This is a genomic window from Gordonia sp. NPDC003424 (assembly GCF_053588655.1).
Genome location: NZ_JBSFQJ010000013.1, coordinates 52714 through 69623, shown reverse-complemented (window position 1 = coordinate 69623; position 16910 = coordinate 52714). Strand labels below are relative to the sequence as shown.

Sequence of the window (16910 nt, the reverse complement as noted above, 5' to 3'; positions counted from 1 at the left end):
ACAACGGTTAGCCTGGGTGCAGGGTCGGTCACCCACCACACCGCACTCGCGCTCGAGGAGTACCCGAATGCGCAAGCTCACACTGTTCATGGCGGCGGCGACAGTGATCGCCGCCGGTGGCGCGGTCACCGCGGCCGTCGCCGATTCGCCCACGGCGGCCGCGCCGCTGCCGCTGCCGTGCGGTTCGTTCGCGGGCTCCGGGCCCGCACCCGACTGCGTGTACGTCCTGGACGGCCGCTCCCTGCAGATATCCCTGCGCAACACCGCCACCGCGCCCGTCCCGGTGGTCTGCAACCTGCTGTGGCCGCTCGCCGACCGGCCGTTGAGTACCACGACGATGGGGGCGGGGGAGCGCGGTTCCCTGTCGACGACGGCGGCTCCCGGCGTGCAGCGGTACACCGTCGATTGCCGCAGCACCGTCCCCGTCGGCGACGCCGTCCGACGGTCCGTGGTGCTGACACTGTCGGTGCCCGGCTACGCTGCGCCCGCACCGGTCGCTCCGACAGCGCCGCGGTGGACGCCGCCGAAACCGACGTCGACCTGGCGTCCTCCGCCGAAGCCGCCGACCGTCACGCAGATGCCACCGGCCCTGACGCAGATGCCATCGGCGAGACCGAACCGGACGCCGAACCCCTGCCGGTGGCCGCGGCCCGCGAGGCCCACCACGGACCCCACCACCACCGTGCCGCGCTGCTGAGATCTGGACGACACACCCCGGGGTATGCCCGACTACCGTAGACCGTCATGGATCGTGAACGGATGGTGGACGTCGGGGTGGCGGTGGTGTCGCGGTTCGGTGCCCGAGCGCTGAGTCTGACCTCTGTGGCGCGACAGGCCGGCGTCGCCCGCGCCACCGCGTACCGGATGTTCGGTGGCCGTGACGCGCTCGTGGCCGCGATCGTCGAGCGCGAAGTCGCCACCATGCGGGTCAGACTGCGCGAATGGGCCGACACCGCGCCCGACCCGGCGGGCAAGGTCCGTGCCCAGATCCTGCACGTGCTGCCCTACATCCGTGAGCACGAGGCATTGCAGTACGTGCTGCGCAACGAACCCGAGGAGATCGTCCGGGCGCTGGTCGTCACCAAGGACGCCACCGGTCCGACGTTCATCCAGCAGATCGTCGAGCAGACCCTCCCAGACCTCGACCCCGCCACCGCCGAGCGGCTCGTGCCCAGCCCGGAGGGTGCCGCCGAGTTCCTCGTGCGGACCGTCTACTCACTCATGCTCGTGCCCGATTCCGCGCTCACCGACGACGAGATCGCCGACCTCGTCGTCCGCGCCATCGTGCGGTAGCGCGGCCGGCCCTCGCACCGCCGCGTTACAGTTGCGGTGAATGTGTAAAGGAGTGGGGATGGACCGCGCTGACGAGACCGACCTGCCGGTGGTGGGTATGAGGCGACCGCTCTGGGGTGACCCGGACGCCGTGACCGAATTGCCCGAGGCGGCCCGCGCCCTGGCCGGACCCGACGCCGCGGCCCGCCCCGCGGTCGATCCCGCCGACATCGCGCTGGCCGCCTCCGCGGTGCCGGATGCGGTACGGAACGCGCTGGCCGATGCGCTCGGCGCGGTACACGTCTCGGACACCCACGACGACCGCATCGCGCACACCCGCGGCTACTCCACCCCGGATCTGCTCGCGCTGCGGGCCGGTGACGCCACCGATGCGCCCGATCTCGTCCTCACCCCCGGCTCCCACGACGAGGTGCTGCGGGTCCTCGAGATCTGTTCGTCGCACCGTGTGGCGGTGGTGCCGTTCACCGGCGGCACATCGGTGGTCGGTGGACTCACGCCGGACCGTTCCGGTTTCGACGGCGTCGTCAGCGTCGACACCCGGCGGCTCGACCAGCTCGTGGAGATCGACGAGATCTCCCGCACCGCGACCCTGCAGGCCGGGCTGAGGGGCGTGGCCGCCGAGGCGTTGCTGCGCTCGAAGGGCTATACGCTGGGCCATTTTCCGCAGTCGTACGAGGGTGCGGGTCTCGGCGGGTATGCCGCGACCCGCTCGGCAGGCCAGTCGTCGGCCGGGTACGGGCGGTTCGACGAGATGGTCGAGGGACTCGTGCTCGCCACGCCGCGGGGCACCATCGAACTCGGCACCGCGCCGAGATCGGCGGCGGGACCCGACCTCCGCCAACTCGTTCTCGGGTCGGAGGGCGCGTTCGGCATCATCACCGCCGTCACCGTGCGCATCCGCCCCGCACCGACGCAGAGGGTCTTCGAAGGCTGGCGTTTCGACGATTTCGACGCCGGCGCCACGGCTCTGCGTTCGCTGGCCCAGGACGGCCCGATGCCGACGGTGCTGCGGCTGTCCGACGAGACGGAGACCGCGATCAACCTGGCCGATCCGTCGAAGATCGGAGCCGACGCCGGTGGCTGCATGGTCATCGTCGGGCATGAGGGCGACGCCGACGACGTGGGGCGCCGCCGCGCCACGACCACCGCCACCCTCGAACGTCTCGGCGGCCGGGCGGCCGGCACCGAACCCGGCGAGGCGTGGCGCGCCGGCCGGTTCCGTGCCCCCTACCTGCGGGATCCGCTGCTGGAGGCCGGTGTGCTCGTGGAGACGCTGGAGACGGTCACCTACTGGTCGCGGCTGACCGACCTCAAGCAGGCGGTGACCGACGCCCTCACCGCCACGTTGACCGCGCAGGGCACGCCGCCGCTGGTGATGTGCCACGTCAGTCACGTCTACGCGGCCGGGGCGTCGTTGTATTTCACCGTGGTCTGCCCGCAGACCGACGACCCGCGCGCTCAGTGGGCCGCGGCGAAAACGGCCGCCAACGACGCCATCGGTGCCGCGGGCGCGAGCATCACCCACCATCACGCGGTCGGCCGCGACCACCGTTCCGCCTACCACGTCGAGATCGGCGACCTCGCCCTCGAGAGTCTGCGTGCGGTCAAGCGAACCCTCGATCCGGCCGGCATCTGCAATCCGGGTGTGCTGCTCTGAGCGTGACACCGGTCGGTTGCCACGTGGCCCCAACGTATCGCCGTTAGGCTCATGCCCATGGGTGCAGACACCGTTTCGTCGAACGCCATCTACGTCGCCTCCGCGGAGGGGGACACCGGAAAATCCACCATCGCACTCGGACTCCTTGCCCTCCTGTCGGCCACCGGCGGACGGATCGGGGTATTCCGCCCGATCTCCCGCGCGGCCGCCGGGGAACGCGACTACATCATGGAATTGCTCATCGAGCACGACTCCGTGGACATCGGCTACGACGACTGCATCGGCGTCACCTACGAGCAGGTCCACGAGGACCCCGACGGCGCGATCGGCGAGATCGTCGCCCGGTTCCACGCGGTGGAGTCGCGGTGCGACACCGTCCTGGTGATCGGCTCGGACTACACCGACGTCGGTTCGCCATCCGAACTCAGCTACAACGCGCGGATCGCCGCCAACCTGTCGGCGCCGATCATCCTGGCGCTCAAGGCCACCGACCGCACGCCGATGGATCTTCGGGCCCTGGCCGAACTCGCCGTGAACGAGATCTCCGCCGCGCACTCCACGACCGCCGCGATCGTCGTCAACCGCTGTGACCCCGATCACCTCACGATGATCGGTGCCGAGGTGGGCAGCATCGGCATCCCGACGTGGTGCCTCCCCGAGGATCCGGTGCTGGTGGCGCCGACGATCGGCGAGTTGATGACCGCGCTGGATGCCGAGTTGTACAGCGGCGAAGAGGAATTGCTCGATCGTGAGGCGCTGCGGGTGATGGTCGGCGGGATGACCGCCGAGCACATCCTGGAACGTCTCAGTGACGGAACCGTCGTCATCACCCCCGCGGATCGCTCGGATGTCCTCTTGGCACTCGTCAATGCCAATGTGGCCCAGGGGTTTCCGCGCCTGTCCGGCATCATTCTCAATGGCGGCCTGCATCCCCACCCGATGATCGAGGCACTCGTCAGCGGGCTCAAGCCGAGCCTGCCGATCATCGCCTGCACGCAGGGCACCTATGAGACGGCACGCACCGCGGCACACACCCGGGGCCGGGTGGCGGTGGGCTCGGCGCGCAAGATCGATGCGGCACTTACGCTTATGGAAGAGCATGTCGACTCGGCCGCGATCCTGAAGATCCTCGACGTGCACTCGCCGTCGGTCGTCACGCCGCAGATGTTCGAGTACAACCTCATCTCACGTGCGCGGACGGCATCGAAACACATTGTGCTGCCCGAAGGTGAAGAGGATCGCATCCTGCGGGCCTCCGGTCGGCTGCTGCGCCGTGGCGTCGCCCGACTGACCCTGCTCGGAGTCGCGGACGTGGTGCACAAGCGGGCACAGGAACTCGGCATCGACCTGTCCGGCGCCGAGGTCATCGACCCGACGTCGGCCGAGCAGACGGCGGAGTTCGCCGAGCTCTACACCGAACTGCGCAAACACAAGGGGATGACGCTCGACCGCGCCACCGAGATGATGCACGACGTCTCGTATTTCGGCACCATGATGGTGCACACCGGCCTCGCCGACGGCATGGTGTCCGGCTCGGTGCACACCACCGCGCACACCATCCGTCCGGCGTTCGAGATCATCAAGACGAAACCCGGTGTGTCGACGGTGTCGAGCGTGTTCTTCATGTGCCTGACCGATCGGGTGCTCACCTACGGCGACTGCGCGGTGGTTCCCGACCCGACCGCCGAACAACTGGCCGACATCGCGATCTCGTCGGCGCACACCGCAGCCCAGTTCGGGATCGACCCCCGGGTCGCGATGCTCTCCTACTCGACCGGCGAATCCGGCACGGGCGCCGACGTCGACAAGGTGCGGCAGGCGACCGAGTTCGTGCGGCAACGCGCTCCCGAGATACTCGTGGAAGGCCCGATCCAGTACGACGCGGCGGTGGAACCCAGTGTCGCCGAGACGAAGATGCCGGACTCGCCGGTGGCCGGGCAGGCCACCGTGCTGATCTTCCCCGATCTCAACACCGGCAACAACACGTACAAAGCGGTGCAGCGCAGCGCAAATGCCATCGCCATCGGCCCGGTGCTGCAAGGGCTCAACAAACCCATCAACGATCTGTCGCGCGGCGCGCTGGTCTCCGACATCGTCAACACGGTGGCGATCACCGCGATTCAGGCGCAGAACGGCGCGGAGGTGACCGAGTGAGTACGGTCGCCGGGGCGGTGCTGGTACTCAATGCCGGGTCGTCGTCGCTGAAATACCAACTGGTGCACCCGGAGACCGAAGAGGTGTTCGCCGAGGGGATCGCCGAACGGATAGGTGACCACGACTCGTCGATCACGCACGCACAGGGCGACACGGAGGCCGTCGAGAAGCGTGCGATGCCCAATCACCTGGCCGCGATCGAATTCATCACGGGGCTGTTCGCCGAGAGTGGCATCGACCTCGCGAACGCCGGTCTGTCCGCGGTCGGGCACCGGGTGGTGCACGGCGGTCGCACCTTCTTCCACCCCACCCTGATCACCGACGAGGTGATCAGCGAGATCTCCCGCATCTCTTCGCTTGCGCCGCTGCACAATCCGGCCAACCTGATCGGAATCGACGCGGCCCGTGAACTCCTGCCCGAGGTTCCGTCGGTCGGCGTGTTCGACACCGCGTTCTTCCACACCCTGCCCGAGTCGGCGGCCACCTATGCGATCGATCGCGGTGTCGCAGGTCTACATGCCATCCGCCGCTACGGATTCCATGGCACGAGCCACGAGTACGTCTCGGGTCAGGTGGCCGCATTCCTGGAACGGCCCTACGATCAGCTGCACCAGATCGTGCTGCACCTGGGTAACGGTGCGTCGGCGTCGGCGATCGCCGACGGGCAGCCGATCGACACCTCGATGGGGATGACCCCGCTCGAGGGGCTCGTCATGGGAACCCGCAGCGGCGACATCGACCCCGGAATCGTGATGCACCTCAACCGGGTCGCTCATCTCGGGGTCGATCAGATCGACACGTTGCTGAACAAGCAGTCCGGCCTCAAGGGTCTGTGCGGCGAGAACGACTTCCGGGCCATCACCGAGAAGATGGCCGCCGGCGACGAGCGCGCACGCGAAGCGTACGACGTGTACATCCACCGGCTGCGGCACTACATCGGCGCCTACATGATCGCATTGGGCCGGGTCGACGTGATCACCTTCACCGCCGGGGTCGGCGAGAACGCGGCCGCGGTGCGGGCCGATGCGCTCGCCGGTCTGGAGATGTACGGCATCATCCTGGATTCCGAGCGGAATGCGTTGCGCAGCAAGGAACCTCGCCGTATCTCTGCGGACCGCAGCGTCATCGAGGTGCTCGTCGTGCCGACCAACGAGGAACTGGCCATCGCGCGGCAGGCGGCGGAGGTCGTCGCGCAACGAGTATGACTGCGGTGTGAGCGGTCCACCGCGACAACAGTTGTCGCGGTGGACCGCTGGCACTGCATCGGTATCTGGTCAGTCCGGCGCTGTGCTGCGAATGATCAGCGCATCGCCCTGCCCGCTGCCGCCGCACAGGGCCGCGGCACCCACACCGCCACCGCGGCGACGCAATTCGAGCGCCAGGTGCAGCACGATGCGCGCACCCGACATGCCGAGCGGGTGCCCGATCGCGATGGCTCCGCCGTTGACGTTGACCGCGCCCGGGTCGATTCCGAGCTGCCGGGTGGACGCGATACCCACTGCCGCGAACGCCTCGTTGATCTCGATCACGTCGAGGTCGGTCGGATCGATGCCCTCGCGCTCGCACGCCCGCGCGATTGCATTGGCGGGCTGCGCCTGGAGCGTCGAATCCGGTCCGGCGACAACGCCGTGCGCACCGATCTCGGCGATCCAGCTCAGCCCCAGCTCCTGTGCCTTCGCCTTGCTCATCACGACCACCGCCGCGGCGCCGTCGGAGATCTGGGACGCGGTCCCGGCGGTGATGGTGCCGTCGGGGGCGAACGCCGGCCGCAGGCGGCCCAGCGAGTCGGCGGTGGTGTCGCCACGGACCCCTTCGTCGGTGCTGACCACGATCGGTTCCCCACGTCGCTGCGGGATCGTGACCGGGACGACCTCGTCCTCGAAGATGCCGTTCTTCCATGCGCGAGCGGCGTTCTGGTGCGATGCGGCGGCGAACGCGTCCTGGTCGGCGCGGGTGATCTGCTGGTCGTCGTCGGCGTTGCGCTGCTCGGTGAGGGCGCCCATCGGCTGATCGGTGAAGATGTCGTGCAGGCCGTCGAACGCCATGTGATCGCGCAGCGTCACGTCACCGTACTTGTATCCCGTGCGGCTGCGCTCGAGGAGATGCGGCGCCTGCGACATCGACTCCTGGCCACCGGCGACCACGACCTCGAACTCGCCGGCGCGGATGAGCTGGTCGGCGAGCGCGATGGCGTCGATGCCGGACAGGCAGACCTTGTTGATCGAGAGTGCGGGGACATGCCACCCGATGCCGGCGGCGACGGCGGCCTGCCGGGCCGGCATCTGACCGGCGCCGGCGGTCAGCACCTGCCCCATGATCACGTACTCGACCTGCGCCGGATCGACGCCGGAGCGCTCCAGCGCACCCTTGATGGCCACCGCACCCAGATCCGACCCCGACAGGTCCTTCAGCCCGCCCAACAGGCGTCCGATCGGCGTGCGGGCTCCGCCGACGATGACCGATGTCCGTTCGGCGCTCATCCGGCAGCCACCAGATCGACGGCCAGTTCGGTGCCGGTGGCCGCGCGCACCTCGTCGAGGGTGACGTCGGGAGCGAGTTCACGCAGGACCGGACCGTCGTCGGTGATGTCGATGACGGCGAGGTTGGTGATGATGCGGTGCACCACGGCCTGACCCGTCAGCGGCAGGCTGCAGGTGTCCACGATCTTGGGTCCGCCGTCGCGGTCGGTGTGTTCCATCGCGACGATCACCCGGCGTGCGCCGTGGACCAGGTCCATCGCACCGCCCATGCCCTTGACCATCTTGCCCGGCACCATCCAGTTCGCCAGATCTCCGGTGCGCGACACCTGCATGCCGCCGAGGACGGCGGTGTCGATGTGGGTGCCGCGGATCATCCCGAACGAGAGGGCCGAATCGAAGAATGCGGCACCGGGATTGACGGTGACGGTCTCCTTGCCGGCGTTGATCAGATCGGCATCGACCCGGTCGTCGGTGGGATACGGGCCGGTGCCCAAGATGCCGTTCTCCGAGTGCAGGATGACCCGCACGCCGGCCGGCAGATAGTTCGGGATCAGCGTGGGGAGCCCGATCCCCAGGTTGACGTACTCGCCGTCGACCAACTCCGCGGCGGCCCGGGCCGCCATCTGCTCACGTGACCAGCTCATGCCGACACCGTCCTCTTCTCGATTCGCTTGTCCACCGCACCGACGGGCACCACACGATTGACGAAGACGCCCGGCAGGTGGACGTGCTCCGGATCGATCTCGCCGGGTTCGACGAGGCGCTCGACCTGCGCGACGGTGATCTTGCCGGCCATGGCGGCCAACGGGTTGAAGTTCATGGCCGTCTTGTTGAACACCAGATTGCCGTCGGTGTCACCGACCTCGGCGTGCACGAGAGCGAAGTCCGCGACGATCGACTCCTCGAGTACGTAGGTCTTGCCGCCGAACTCGCGGGTCTCCTTCGGCGGCGACGCCACCGCGACCGACCCGTCCGCGGCATACCGCCACGGCAATCCGCCCTCGGACACCGGGGTGCCGACGCCGGCCGGGGTGTAGAACGCGGGGATGCCGCAGCCGCCGGCCCGCATCCGCTCCGCGAGGGTGCCCTGTGGAGTCAGCTCCACCTCGAGCTCGCCGGCCAGGTATTGCCGCGCGAACTCCTTGTTCTCGCCGACGTAGGACGCGGTCACCCGGCGGATCTGGCCGGCCGCCAGCAGGATGCCGAGCCCCCAGTCGTCCACTCCGCAATTGTTGGAGAACACCTCGAGGTCGCGGACGCCGCGCTCGTTGAGTGCCCTGATCAGTTCGGTCGGGATCCCGCACAGGCCGAAACCGCCGACCGTCAGTGAACTGCCATCCGTGATGTCCGCGATCGCCGTCGACGGCGAATCGACCACCTTGCTCGACATGAGTACTTCCCACTCTCCCATCACTACTGGTGCCGGAACTGTCCGTTCAATGAACGCCCGGCGTCTTGTCCAGTAGGCGCCGTCTAGCTGCGGCTACGCAAGCCGATGGCGATTTCTCGGCATCGATTGGTCGCCTGCCGAAAGCCAATCCGGAGATGCGTTCACTGAATGAACGTAGGCTACGGGTATGGCGACACCACCCGGACCCAATGTCATCGGCCGCGCGAGCGCGCTTCTCCGGGCCATCGGCGCGGTGGAATCCGCGGGTGCCTCGACCTCGGATCTGGCCCGTGCCACCCATCTGGCGCGGCCGACCGCACATCGTCTGCTCACCGCGCTGGCCGCCGAAGGGCTCGTCGACCGCGATGCGCGCACCGGTGCCTGGTCACTCGGACCCGAGTTGTATCTGCTCGGCGCGCTGGCCGGGGAACGGTACGACGTGACCGGCGTGGCCCAGCCGATCCTCCGGGACCTGGCCCGCGACACCGGGGAGAGCGCGTTTCTGTCCGCGCGCCGCGGCGACGAGACCGTGTGTCTCGCCGCCGAGGAAGGGCATTTCCCGCTCCGCTCGCACGTCCTGCACGTCGGCATCCGATTCCCTCTCGGGGTCGCATCGGCCGGACTCGTCATCCTCGCCAACCTCGACGACCGTCACGTCGCGGAATACCTGGCGCGGACGGACCTCACACCGCGGTGGGGCGAGCGGCACTCGGCGACCGCGATCTCCGAACGCATCGCCGCCACCAGGCTTTCCGGCTACGCGGTGAATCCGGGCCTGCTGGTGGAGGGCAGCTGGGGGATGGGAGCGGCGGTGTTCGACGGCCGCGGCGAGCCCGCCTGGGCGCTCTCGATCACCGGCGTGGAGAGTCGCTTCCGGCCGGAACGCCGCGCGGGACTGGGGGACACGCTGCTCAGCCACGCGCACCGACTCACCCGGCAGATGCGCCGGTGATGTGGGGCGAGAAGCGTCAGAACAACGTATCCGGCCGAACGTAATTCGCGAGATCGATCAGCATGAAACGGTGATCGCGGTTGGTGCGGGTCTGACGGGCCAACGCGCGCAACGACTTCTCGGTACCCGCCCGCAAACCCTGCTCGGTGAACGGGAAACCCAGCAGCGTGGTCGGTGTGACGGTCAGGTCATGGTCCGGATTGGCGTGCACCCATCCCAGCGCGGTGCCGAGCACGATCAGCAGCAGTCGCGGCTTGCGCGGTTCGATCTCGGGGATGGATTCGATCCGCCGCGCGGCCTCGACAACCTGCTCCCGGGTCACCTCCTCCGGCGGCCGCCCGCTGACCAGCGCCAGCACCGCGGTGGCGCGAGCGGTGTTGTAGTGGCGGCTCGTCGGGGGTACCTCGTCCAGCGGTTCGATCGCCGCGTCCACATCGCCGGCCGCCATGTACAGCCGGGCCAGCCCGAACGCGGCGGTCACGATGCCGTGGTCGGTCAGCCACAGGTCGTGGTAGTGGTGGGTGGCGATGTCGTAGAGTTCGTCGATGCGTGAAGCATGTTCGGGGACAGGCGGTTTCTCCTCCGACAGCCACTTCCCGATCAGCTCCGCGGTGCCGGCCACCGCCAGCTTGGGGGCCACCTCGCCCGGCATCGCTTGCAGCACATCGCTGAATCGCTCGTAGGCGAGTTCGGGCTCCCCGTTCATCAGGGCGCAGATCGCCATGTACCAGTGCACCCGCCACGAATCCCCATGGTGCACGGTGACATCACGCAGCAGTGCGAGAGCGGTGTCGACGTCGTCGAGTTCGAGATTGGCGCGTGCCTCGGCGAGGTCGATCTCCAGCGACGGATGGGCCTCGTCGATGGGTGTGCCCAGCAGCGACGAGAACCCTTCTGCGCGTGCGGCCTGAATGGAGTCCAGGGTCTGACGCGGGTCGGAGAGCGCCGCGGACGTGAGCAGACTCGCGGCCGGGTCGAGCGGATTCACCAGCGGCAGCGGCAGCGCCCTGGCGATGTCGCCCGGATCGTAGAACGCGGCCTGTTCCGGATCGAAGAACCCGTCGACCGGGGCGAGCATGAGGTCGGTGCCGAACGTGGAGCGCTGCGGGGTGAACACCGTCGACAGCGACGGACGCGGAACACCGGTGTGCACCGCGACGATCTCCCGCAGCACGTTGAGCACCTGCGTCATCATCTCGTCGGTGGACGCGAACCGGTCCGCCGGGTCGGGTGCAGTGGCGCGTTGCAGCAGAAGGTAATACGACGGATTCTCGGCGAACACCGGGGTGTCGTCGGGATCGGGCAGGCCGTCGAGGTAGCGGCCCTCGGCCTTGGGCAGCTCGATGGTGAGTGCCGCCAGTGTCCGGCCGATGCTGTAGATGTCGGTGGCCACCTGCGGTCCCGTCTTGACGATCTCCGGCGCCTGGAAACCAGGAGTGCCGTACAGGTGGCCGTAACCGTTGATGGGGGAGACCGCGCCGAGGTCGATGAGTTTGACCTCGTCGCTGCTCACCATGATGTTGTCCGGTTTGACGTCGTTGTAGACGAGGCCGACCGAATGCAGATATCCCACGGCCGGAAGCACTTCCAACATGTAAGCCATCGCGTGCTCGACGGGCAGCAGACGGGACTCGCCGTCGGTCATCTGTTTGAGCGTCTGGCCGCCGACGTACTCCATCACGATGTATCCGAAGCGGTCGCCGAACTCGCTGACGTGTTCGACGAAGTTGTAGATCTTGACGATGCCCGGATGGTTCACCGACGCGAGGAACTGCCGTTCGGCGACGGCCACGGCCTGTGCTTCGGCATCCGACGAATTGAGCAGGCCCTTGAGGACCACCGGGCGATCGGACACGTTGCGGTCGATGGCGAGGTAGATCCAGCCGAGTCCGCCGTGCGCGATCGCGCCCATGATCTCGTACTGCTCGGCCACCAGCGTGCCGCGGGCCAGGCCCGGCACGAACGAATACCGTGCACCGCAATGCGGGCAGATCCCGGTCAGATCACCCTTGCCCGGTCCGATCGTGCGGCCCACCGGTTTCCCGCAACGCCAGCAGGTGCGTTTGCGCTCGGCGATGATCGGGTGGCTCAGGACCGCGTCCGCCGGTTCGATGTCGGTGACCTTCGGCAATTCGACGAGGCCACCACCGATGCGGCGGTCGGGGACGGTTGTCATGCCCCGGGGGATCAGGCGCCGGGTCTGACCGAACGACATCACGGTGCTCGTCGGCAGCGTCGGCCCCGATCGCCCGGACACCCGATCGGTGGGCGCATCCCGGGGGTCCGGCGGCAACGCCGCCTGCGTCCGCAGATCGAGTTCGTCGCGTTCGACGGCTTGGGTGCCGACGCCGGGTTCGGCCGGGCCGGCGTCACCGCACAGCTCGTCGCGGTCGACGGCCTGGGTCCCCACCTCGACGCCGCTTTCGGGTTCAGTCATGACAGGTCATCGCCGCGTCAATCACGGTAGGTGGGCAGTGGCGGGCCGGAGCCGGGTCCGAGTACCGACAACCAGCGGTCGTACATCTGCTGCCAGCGGCCGCTGACCCGCAGCTGGGTCAAGACACCGTTGACAAAGCGCACCATGTCGTCCTCTCCCTTGGGGATGCCGACCCCGTAATACTCATCGCCGAGTCCCGGGCCGACCACCTGGACCCACGGATCCTGTTCGGCCAACCCGGCGAGGATTCCGTCGTCGGTGCTCACCGCGTCGACCTGCGCCTGCTGCATCATGACGAGGCAGTCTGCCCAGGTGGTTGTGGTGACCAGTCTGGCACGCGGCTCGATCGACTGGATGCGGCCGATCGAGGTCGCTCCGCGTGCCGCGCACACACGTTTGCCCGCGAGATCGTCGGGCGCATTGATGCCGGACCCGCGTGTGGAGAGAATCCGTTGGGAGGCAACATAATACGGTGACGAGAAGGCGACGTCCTCCAGGCGCTCGCAGGTGATGCTCATCGTCTTGACCACCACGTCGACGGCGTGGCTTTTCAGCGCGTCGACACGTTCGGCGCTGCTGAGGACCCGGTATTCGATATTGCCGGGCTGTCCGAAGAGGGCTTGGGCGATGGCCTGCGCCACGTCGACGTCGAACCCGCGGATGTCGCCGGTGATCGGGTCGCGGAAACTGAACGGGTTGCTGCCGGTGTCCAGGCCGACGATCAGCCGGCCATGGCCGAGGATGTTCGCCATCGTGGAGCGCTGTGGCATCTGCCCCGGCGTCGGCATCGGTCCGGGCCGCAGGCTTTCGGTGGCGTTGCAGGTCTCCGACGTCGGCGCCGGTTCGCGTGCCACGTTGGTCTCGGCCCCGGGCGGCGTGGGTTGTACGGCGAACGCGACCGGTGGTGGCGAGGGTGGTGCGGAGAAACGAACGCACCCCGCGCAGGTCGTGATGACCACAATCGCCAGCAACAACAACCGCCACGGACCGTTCATCGGTACTCCCGGATGCGCGGCATCAGGCCCAGCACCACCGCGACCGCCCCGAACACCGTGAGCAGCAGGATGCCGGTTCCGGTGTAGCCGAGGACCCGCTGGGCCGTGTTGATGTCGTCACGGAAGGACTTGCGGGTGGTGGTGATGCTGTCGGTGAGGGCACGGTCCAGGTCGCCGAACGCCTGCGCGGTGGTGTTCGACGAGTCGCCGAGCGTCAGCAACCGGGCGTTGGTGAAGCTGCCCTTCGCCATCTGTTCCCGGACCTGAGCGTCGACCTGCTTCCACTGGTTGAGGACGTAGGTCGCGTTGTAGAGCTGCGCGTCGGTCACCGGACTCGACGACCCGCGTTCACGTTTGATCCGGGCCAGTGTGTCGCTGATCTTGTTCGTCGCGTCGGCGAAGGTCTGTTCCAGGTCGCCCTGGTCGGCTCGCCGCACCAGCGACAGCGTCTCCGCCGACCGCGCCTGTTGCGTGAGAATGCGCGCGGAGGTCAGCTCGCGCAGCGGGTCGGCGCCGTCGACGCGGGCGTTGTTGGTCGCCGCCACCGACGTCAGCCCCGACGCCAGCAGCCAGATCGTCCCGATCACCACCGCGACCAACGCCGCGACCACCCCGACGTTGAATCGTCGTCGGGTCCGTCGGGCCAGGTAACGGGTGGTGACCGCCAGCCCGATGATCACCACGATCAACGCCGTGTAGACGCCCCACGGCGGTACGGTCAGCGCGCTCTGCGGGTCGGCGATCGCGGCCGACCGCCGTTCGTAGAGTTGCTGTGCCGCGGGCAGCATCGTGTGCTGCATGAGTGCCGACGCCTGGCCGAGATACGACGAGCCGACGGGGTTGCCCAGACGGTTGTTGGTGCGGGCGACCTCCACGAGGCCGGCGTACACCGGGATGCTGGTGGCCAGCGTCTTCAGGTCCCTGTTGATCTCGTTCTCGGCCGCGGCGCTGTCCGCGCTGCCCGGGTCCTGCGAGGTGCCGGCCGCGATGATCAGCGACGACGACGCGGTCGCCAGCGCGTCGGAATAGCGTGTCCGCAGGTCCGGCGACTCGAGCCCCCCGGAGATGAACGCCGAGTTGGCGGCCGCGTCGGCGATGGACAGGGAACTGTAGAGCACCTGCGCCGCCTCGGCGAGCGGTTCGGTGCGTTCGATCATGTCGCGCAGTGTTGCGGTGCGGCGTTCGAGCGTGCTGGACGCGTACAGGCCGGTGGCCGCACACGCGACCGCGAGACTCACCAGGATCAGGATCAGTTTGCCCGGGCTGGTCACCGCGTAGTGCCGCAGCGTCGTGAGGGGGGACTGCGCGCGCTGCCGTGCGGTGGACACGAGATCGCACCGATCCGCGAGAACCTGGCGGATCGGTGGGGTCGGGGCAGGACGGAACGACTGGGTCGCACGGTTGAGCGCGCTTCGCATCGACGACACATCGCCGGTCATGTCGGACCCCTCCCGACAACGTTGCCGGTGTCCACCGGCGTCGCGTTCACGATCTCCTACCTGTCTGTCGCACCTGGCGGCTCACAATGTTTCACCCTTTCCCAACCCTAACGCCGAGCGGTCCGCCGCGGCTTGACATGGCGCACCCGTGTTACTCGCGTTCGGCGGAGGTCCATCGCCCGAGTGAACTCCGACGCGAAAGCTGGCCACTGTCGCGGTGCTCACATACGGTGGTTCTCGACGACGGGAGGCAGGGTGCGCGGAGACGGCGATGGCTGGGTGACCGACCCGGACGGTTCACGCTATTGGGGGCGTCACGGTGCCGCGGGACTCTTGCTCCGTACGCCGGTACCCGACGGCGGGTTCGCGGTGCTCCTGCAACATCGTGCGGTCTGGTCGCACCAGGGCGGGACGTGGGGACTGCCGGGTGGGGCGCGCGATTCCCACGAGAGCGCGATCGACACCGCGGTGCGCGAGGCCGCCGAAGAAGCCGGGATCACCGGTGACAACCTCCGTGTGCTCGCTGCGCTGGTGACGCATCAGGCGCCGAGCGGCTGGACCTATACGACGGTGATCGCCGAGGTCGACGAGCCGGTCCGCACCGTCGCCAACTTCGAGTCCGCCGAACTCCGGTGGGTGCCCGAAGACGACGTGACGACCCTGCCGCTGCACCCCGCGTTCTACCGCTCCTGGGCGGGTTTGCGCGACCGGATCGCGTCGCTCGACCTGCAGAGCTGAGCTCCACGACCTGAGCTCTGCGGCCACTCAGGCCCGGGCGAGCAACCGATTGGCCCCGGCGATCAGGGCATTGACGTTCGCCTCGTCGCCGGTATGGCCGGTGCCGCACGCCCAGCATTGCCGGTCGTCGTTCTCGCACAGCAGGTACGTCGTGATCGTGCCGTCGACCTCGCGCTGATGAAGCCGGACGATCTGCACCGGCGCGCCGATGTCGTGGAGCATCGAGGTCATCGCGCCGATCGGCCCGGTGGACTGGGCCTGCAGCGACATGATCCGATCCGCGAAGGCGATCGTGGCATGGCAGGTGACCATGTCCTGACGGGCCGGTTCCACGGTCCACGAACCCAGTCGGATGGTGCCGCGCGGCGTGTATTCGTCGTTGAATCCTTGCCGGCTCATGCCCGATGCCTCCTCACGCAGTCCTCGGGGAAGAGTGTCGTAAGGAAAGGATTGCTGAGAAAGGTGAAGGAATTGCATCGCGAAAGTGTCAGTTCTTCTCGAAGATGGGTGACCGACGAGAGGCGAGCACGACGACCCCGCAGCGGGGGGTCGGTCAGATCAGACCCCGCTGCGGCGGGATACGAGAATGCTCGGCATGCACTTAATGATGGCGATCACACTAGACCGCCGGCGCCCGCGCTGACAATTCTTTTCGGAGCCGCGCCGCCGCGGCACGCGGATCGTCGGCGGCCGTGATCGCCCGGACCACCACGATCCGCTCGGCGCCGGCTGAGGTGACCTGCGGCAACCGGTCGGCGTCGATCCCGCCGATCGCGAACCACGGCTTGCCGGTACGCGCCGCGCTCGCCGAGCGCACGAGGTCGAGCCCGGCCGCGGCCCGTCCGGGTTTGGTCGGTGTCGACCAGCACGGTCCGACGCAGAAGTAGTCGACGTCCGGGTCGGCGATGGCGGCAAACGCCTGCGCCTCGTCGTGGGTGGACAGCCCGATCACCACCTCGGGCCCGACGATGCGCCGCGCGAGCCCCGGGGGAAGATCACCCTGACCGACGTGCAACACGTCCGCGTCGGCGAGCGCCGCGATATCGGCGCGATCATTCACCGACAGCAGCGCACCGGCCTCGCGCGTCACGGTCCGTAGATCGCGGAGGATCGCGAGTTCCTCGGCGGCTTCGAGGGCGCCGAACTCGGCTTCGCCGGCCGATCCCTTGTCCCGGAGCTGCACGATGTCCACGCCACCGGCGATGGCCGCGGCCACGAACTCGAGCAGATCCCCGCGTTCGCGTCGTGCGTCGGTACACAGGTACAGCCGCGACGAAGCGAGCTCGGCCAGGAGAGGGCGGAACGGATCGGTCACGGTGTCGACGGTAGGCTGGGGCCCACACACACGGGAGTCCGGGGTACGCCGGGCTGAGAG

At 68.4% G+C, this 16910-nt stretch carries 15 protein-coding genes; 7 read left to right on the top strand and 8 right to left on the bottom strand.

Going from position 1 to position 16910, the window contains the following annotated elements; translation table 11 throughout:
- Positions 1-67 precede the first annotated feature (67 nt).
- The 5 genes from ACWDTI_RS18430 to ACWDTI_RS18410 are packed head-to-tail and all read left to right on the top strand — an operon-like array spanning position 68 to position 6309.
- A complete protein-coding gene (locus tag ACWDTI_RS18430) occupies positions 68-697 on the top strand; it encodes a hypothetical protein (protein WP_449739553.1) in 630 nt (209 codons plus the stop codon).
- Between the two features lie 47 nt (positions 698-744).
- The gene (locus tag ACWDTI_RS18425) at positions 745-1293 is read left to right on the top strand and encodes a TetR/AcrR family transcriptional regulator (RefSeq protein WP_449739552.1); all 549 of its coding nucleotides are present in this window, start codon (positions 745-747) and stop codon (positions 1291-1293) included.
- A gap of 58 nt (positions 1294-1351) precedes the next feature.
- Positions 1352-2950: an FAD-binding oxidoreductase gene (locus ACWDTI_RS18420; RefSeq protein WP_449739551.1), complete on the top strand. Its 1599-nt coding sequence runs from the start codon at positions 1352-1354 to the stop codon at positions 2948-2950.
- Positions 2951-3007: 57 nt separating this feature from the next.
- A complete protein-coding gene (pta, locus tag ACWDTI_RS18415) occupies positions 3008-5104 on the top strand; it encodes a phosphate acetyltransferase (protein WP_449739550.1) in 2097 nt (698 codons plus the stop codon).
- A complete protein-coding gene (locus tag ACWDTI_RS18410) occupies positions 5101-6309 on the top strand; it encodes an acetate kinase (RefSeq protein WP_449739549.1) in 1209 nt (402 codons plus the stop codon). The genes pta and ACWDTI_RS18410 overlap by 4 nt, the downstream gene beginning before the upstream one ends.
- A 69-nt stretch (positions 6310-6378) precedes the next feature.
- Here the strand turns inward: ACWDTI_RS18410 and ACWDTI_RS18405 are convergent, their stop codons facing one another.
- From ACWDTI_RS18405 to ACWDTI_RS18395, 3 genes are read right to left on the bottom strand one after another with little or no spacing between them, the layout of a single operon-like run.
- Positions 6379-7584 carry an acetyl-CoA C-acetyltransferase gene (locus ACWDTI_RS18405; RefSeq protein ID WP_449739548.1) on the bottom strand — a complete coding sequence of 402 codons (1206 nt, stop codon included), beginning with the start codon at positions 7582-7584 and terminating at the stop codon, positions 6379-6381.
- Positions 7581-8228 carry a CoA transferase subunit B gene (locus tag ACWDTI_RS18400; RefSeq protein ID WP_449739547.1) on the bottom strand — a complete coding sequence of 216 codons (648 nt, stop codon included), beginning with the start codon at positions 8226-8228 and terminating at the stop codon, positions 7581-7583. Before ACWDTI_RS18400 ends, ACWDTI_RS18405 begins: the two co-directional genes overlap by 4 nt.
- On the bottom strand, positions 8225-8974 hold the full coding sequence (locus ACWDTI_RS18395) for a CoA transferase subunit A (RefSeq protein WP_449739546.1): 750 nt from the start codon (positions 8972-8974) through the stop codon (positions 8225-8227). The genes ACWDTI_RS18400 and ACWDTI_RS18395 overlap by 4 nt, the downstream gene beginning before the upstream one ends.
- A gap of 187 nt (positions 8975-9161) precedes the next feature.
- Here ACWDTI_RS18395 and ACWDTI_RS18390 point away from each other — a divergent pair, with 187 nt between their 5' ends.
- Complete coding sequence (locus tag ACWDTI_RS18390; protein ID WP_449739545.1) at positions 9162-9926, top strand: IclR family transcriptional regulator; 765 nt, start codon at positions 9162-9164, stop codon at positions 9924-9926.
- 16 nt (positions 9927-9942) lie between these two features.
- On the opposite strand, the gene ACWDTI_RS18385 is transcribed toward ACWDTI_RS18390, so the two are convergent.
- From ACWDTI_RS18385 to ACWDTI_RS18375, 3 genes are read right to left on the bottom strand one after another with little or no spacing between them, the layout of a single operon-like run.
- Positions 9943-12363, bottom strand: coding sequence for a tetratricopeptide repeat protein (locus ACWDTI_RS18385; protein ID WP_449739544.1), 2421 nt, complete (start codon positions 12361-12363; stop codon positions 9943-9945).
- A gap of 17 nt (positions 12364-12380) precedes the next feature.
- Positions 12381-13358 (bottom strand): glutamate ABC transporter substrate-binding protein, encoded by a 978-nt coding sequence (locus ACWDTI_RS18380; RefSeq protein WP_449739543.1) that lies wholly within the window; start codon positions 13356-13358, stop codon positions 12381-12383.
- Positions 13355-14797: a hypothetical protein gene (locus ACWDTI_RS18375; protein WP_449739542.1), complete on the bottom strand. Its 1443-nt coding sequence runs from the start codon at positions 14795-14797 to the stop codon at positions 13355-13357. Before ACWDTI_RS18375 ends, ACWDTI_RS18380 begins: the two co-directional genes overlap by 4 nt.
- Positions 14798-15052: 255 nt before the next feature.
- Here ACWDTI_RS18375 and ACWDTI_RS18370 point away from each other — a divergent pair, with 255 nt between their 5' ends.
- Entirely contained in the window at positions 15053-15535 is a 483-nt protein-coding gene (locus tag ACWDTI_RS18370; protein WP_449739541.1) for an NUDIX hydrolase, read from the top strand.
- Positions 15536-15562: 27 nt separating this feature from the next.
- Here the strand turns inward: ACWDTI_RS18370 and ACWDTI_RS18365 are convergent, their stop codons facing one another.
- Both ACWDTI_RS18365 and thiE read right to left on the bottom strand, forming a co-directional pair.
- Positions 15563-15934, bottom strand: coding sequence for a hypothetical protein (locus tag ACWDTI_RS18365; protein ID WP_449739540.1), 372 nt, complete (start codon positions 15932-15934; stop codon positions 15563-15565).
- Between the two features lie 220 nt (positions 15935-16154).
- Positions 16155-16850, bottom strand: coding sequence for a thiamine phosphate synthase (gene thiE / locus ACWDTI_RS18360; protein WP_449739539.1), 696 nt, complete (start codon positions 16848-16850; stop codon positions 16155-16157).
- Between the last annotated feature and the right edge of the window lie 60 nt (positions 16851-16910).

Excerpts from the sequence above, each read along its gene's own strand:
- ACWDTI_RS18430 (WP_449739553.1), top strand. The coding sequence starts at position 68 with ATGCGCAAGCTCACACTGTTCATGGCGGCGGCGACAGTGATCGCCGCC.
- ACWDTI_RS18425 (WP_449739552.1), top strand. The coding sequence starts at position 745 with ATGGATCGTGAACGGATGGTGGACGTCGGGGTGGCGGTGGTGTCGCGG.
- ACWDTI_RS18380 (WP_449739543.1), bottom strand. The coding sequence starts at position 13,358 with ATGAACGGTCCGTGGCGGTTGTTGTTGCTGGCGATTGTGGTCATCACG.
- ACWDTI_RS18405 (WP_449739548.1), bottom strand. The coding sequence starts at position 7,584 with ATGAGCGCCGAACGGACATCGGTCATCGTCGGCGGAGCCCGCACGCCG.
- ACWDTI_RS18400 (WP_449739547.1), bottom strand. The coding sequence starts at position 8,228 with ATGAGCTGGTCACGTGAGCAGATGGCGGCCCGGGCCGCCGCGGAGTTG.
- pta (WP_449739550.1), top strand. The coding sequence starts at position 3,008 with ATGGGTGCAGACACCGTTTCGTCGAACGCCATCTACGTCGCCTCCGCG.
- ACWDTI_RS18365 (WP_449739540.1), bottom strand. The coding sequence starts at position 15,934 with ATGAGCCGGCAAGGATTCAACGACGAATACACGCCGCGCGGCACCATC.
- ACWDTI_RS18375 (WP_449739542.1), bottom strand. The coding sequence starts at position 14,797 with ATGACCGGCGATGTGTCGTCGATGCGAAGCGCGCTCAACCGTGCGACC.
- ACWDTI_RS18420 (WP_449739551.1), top strand. The coding sequence starts at position 1,352 with ATGGACCGCGCTGACGAGACCGACCTGCCGGTGGTGGGTATGAGGCGA.
- ACWDTI_RS18395 (WP_449739546.1), bottom strand. The coding sequence starts at position 8,974 with ATGTCGAGCAAGGTGGTCGATTCGCCGTCGACGGCGATCGCGGACATC.
- ACWDTI_RS18390 (WP_449739545.1), top strand. The coding sequence starts at position 9,162 with ATGGCGACACCACCCGGACCCAATGTCATCGGCCGCGCGAGCGCGCTT.
- ACWDTI_RS18385 (WP_449739544.1), bottom strand. The coding sequence starts at position 12,363 with ATGACTGAACCCGAAAGCGGCGTCGAGGTGGGGACCCAGGCCGTCGAC.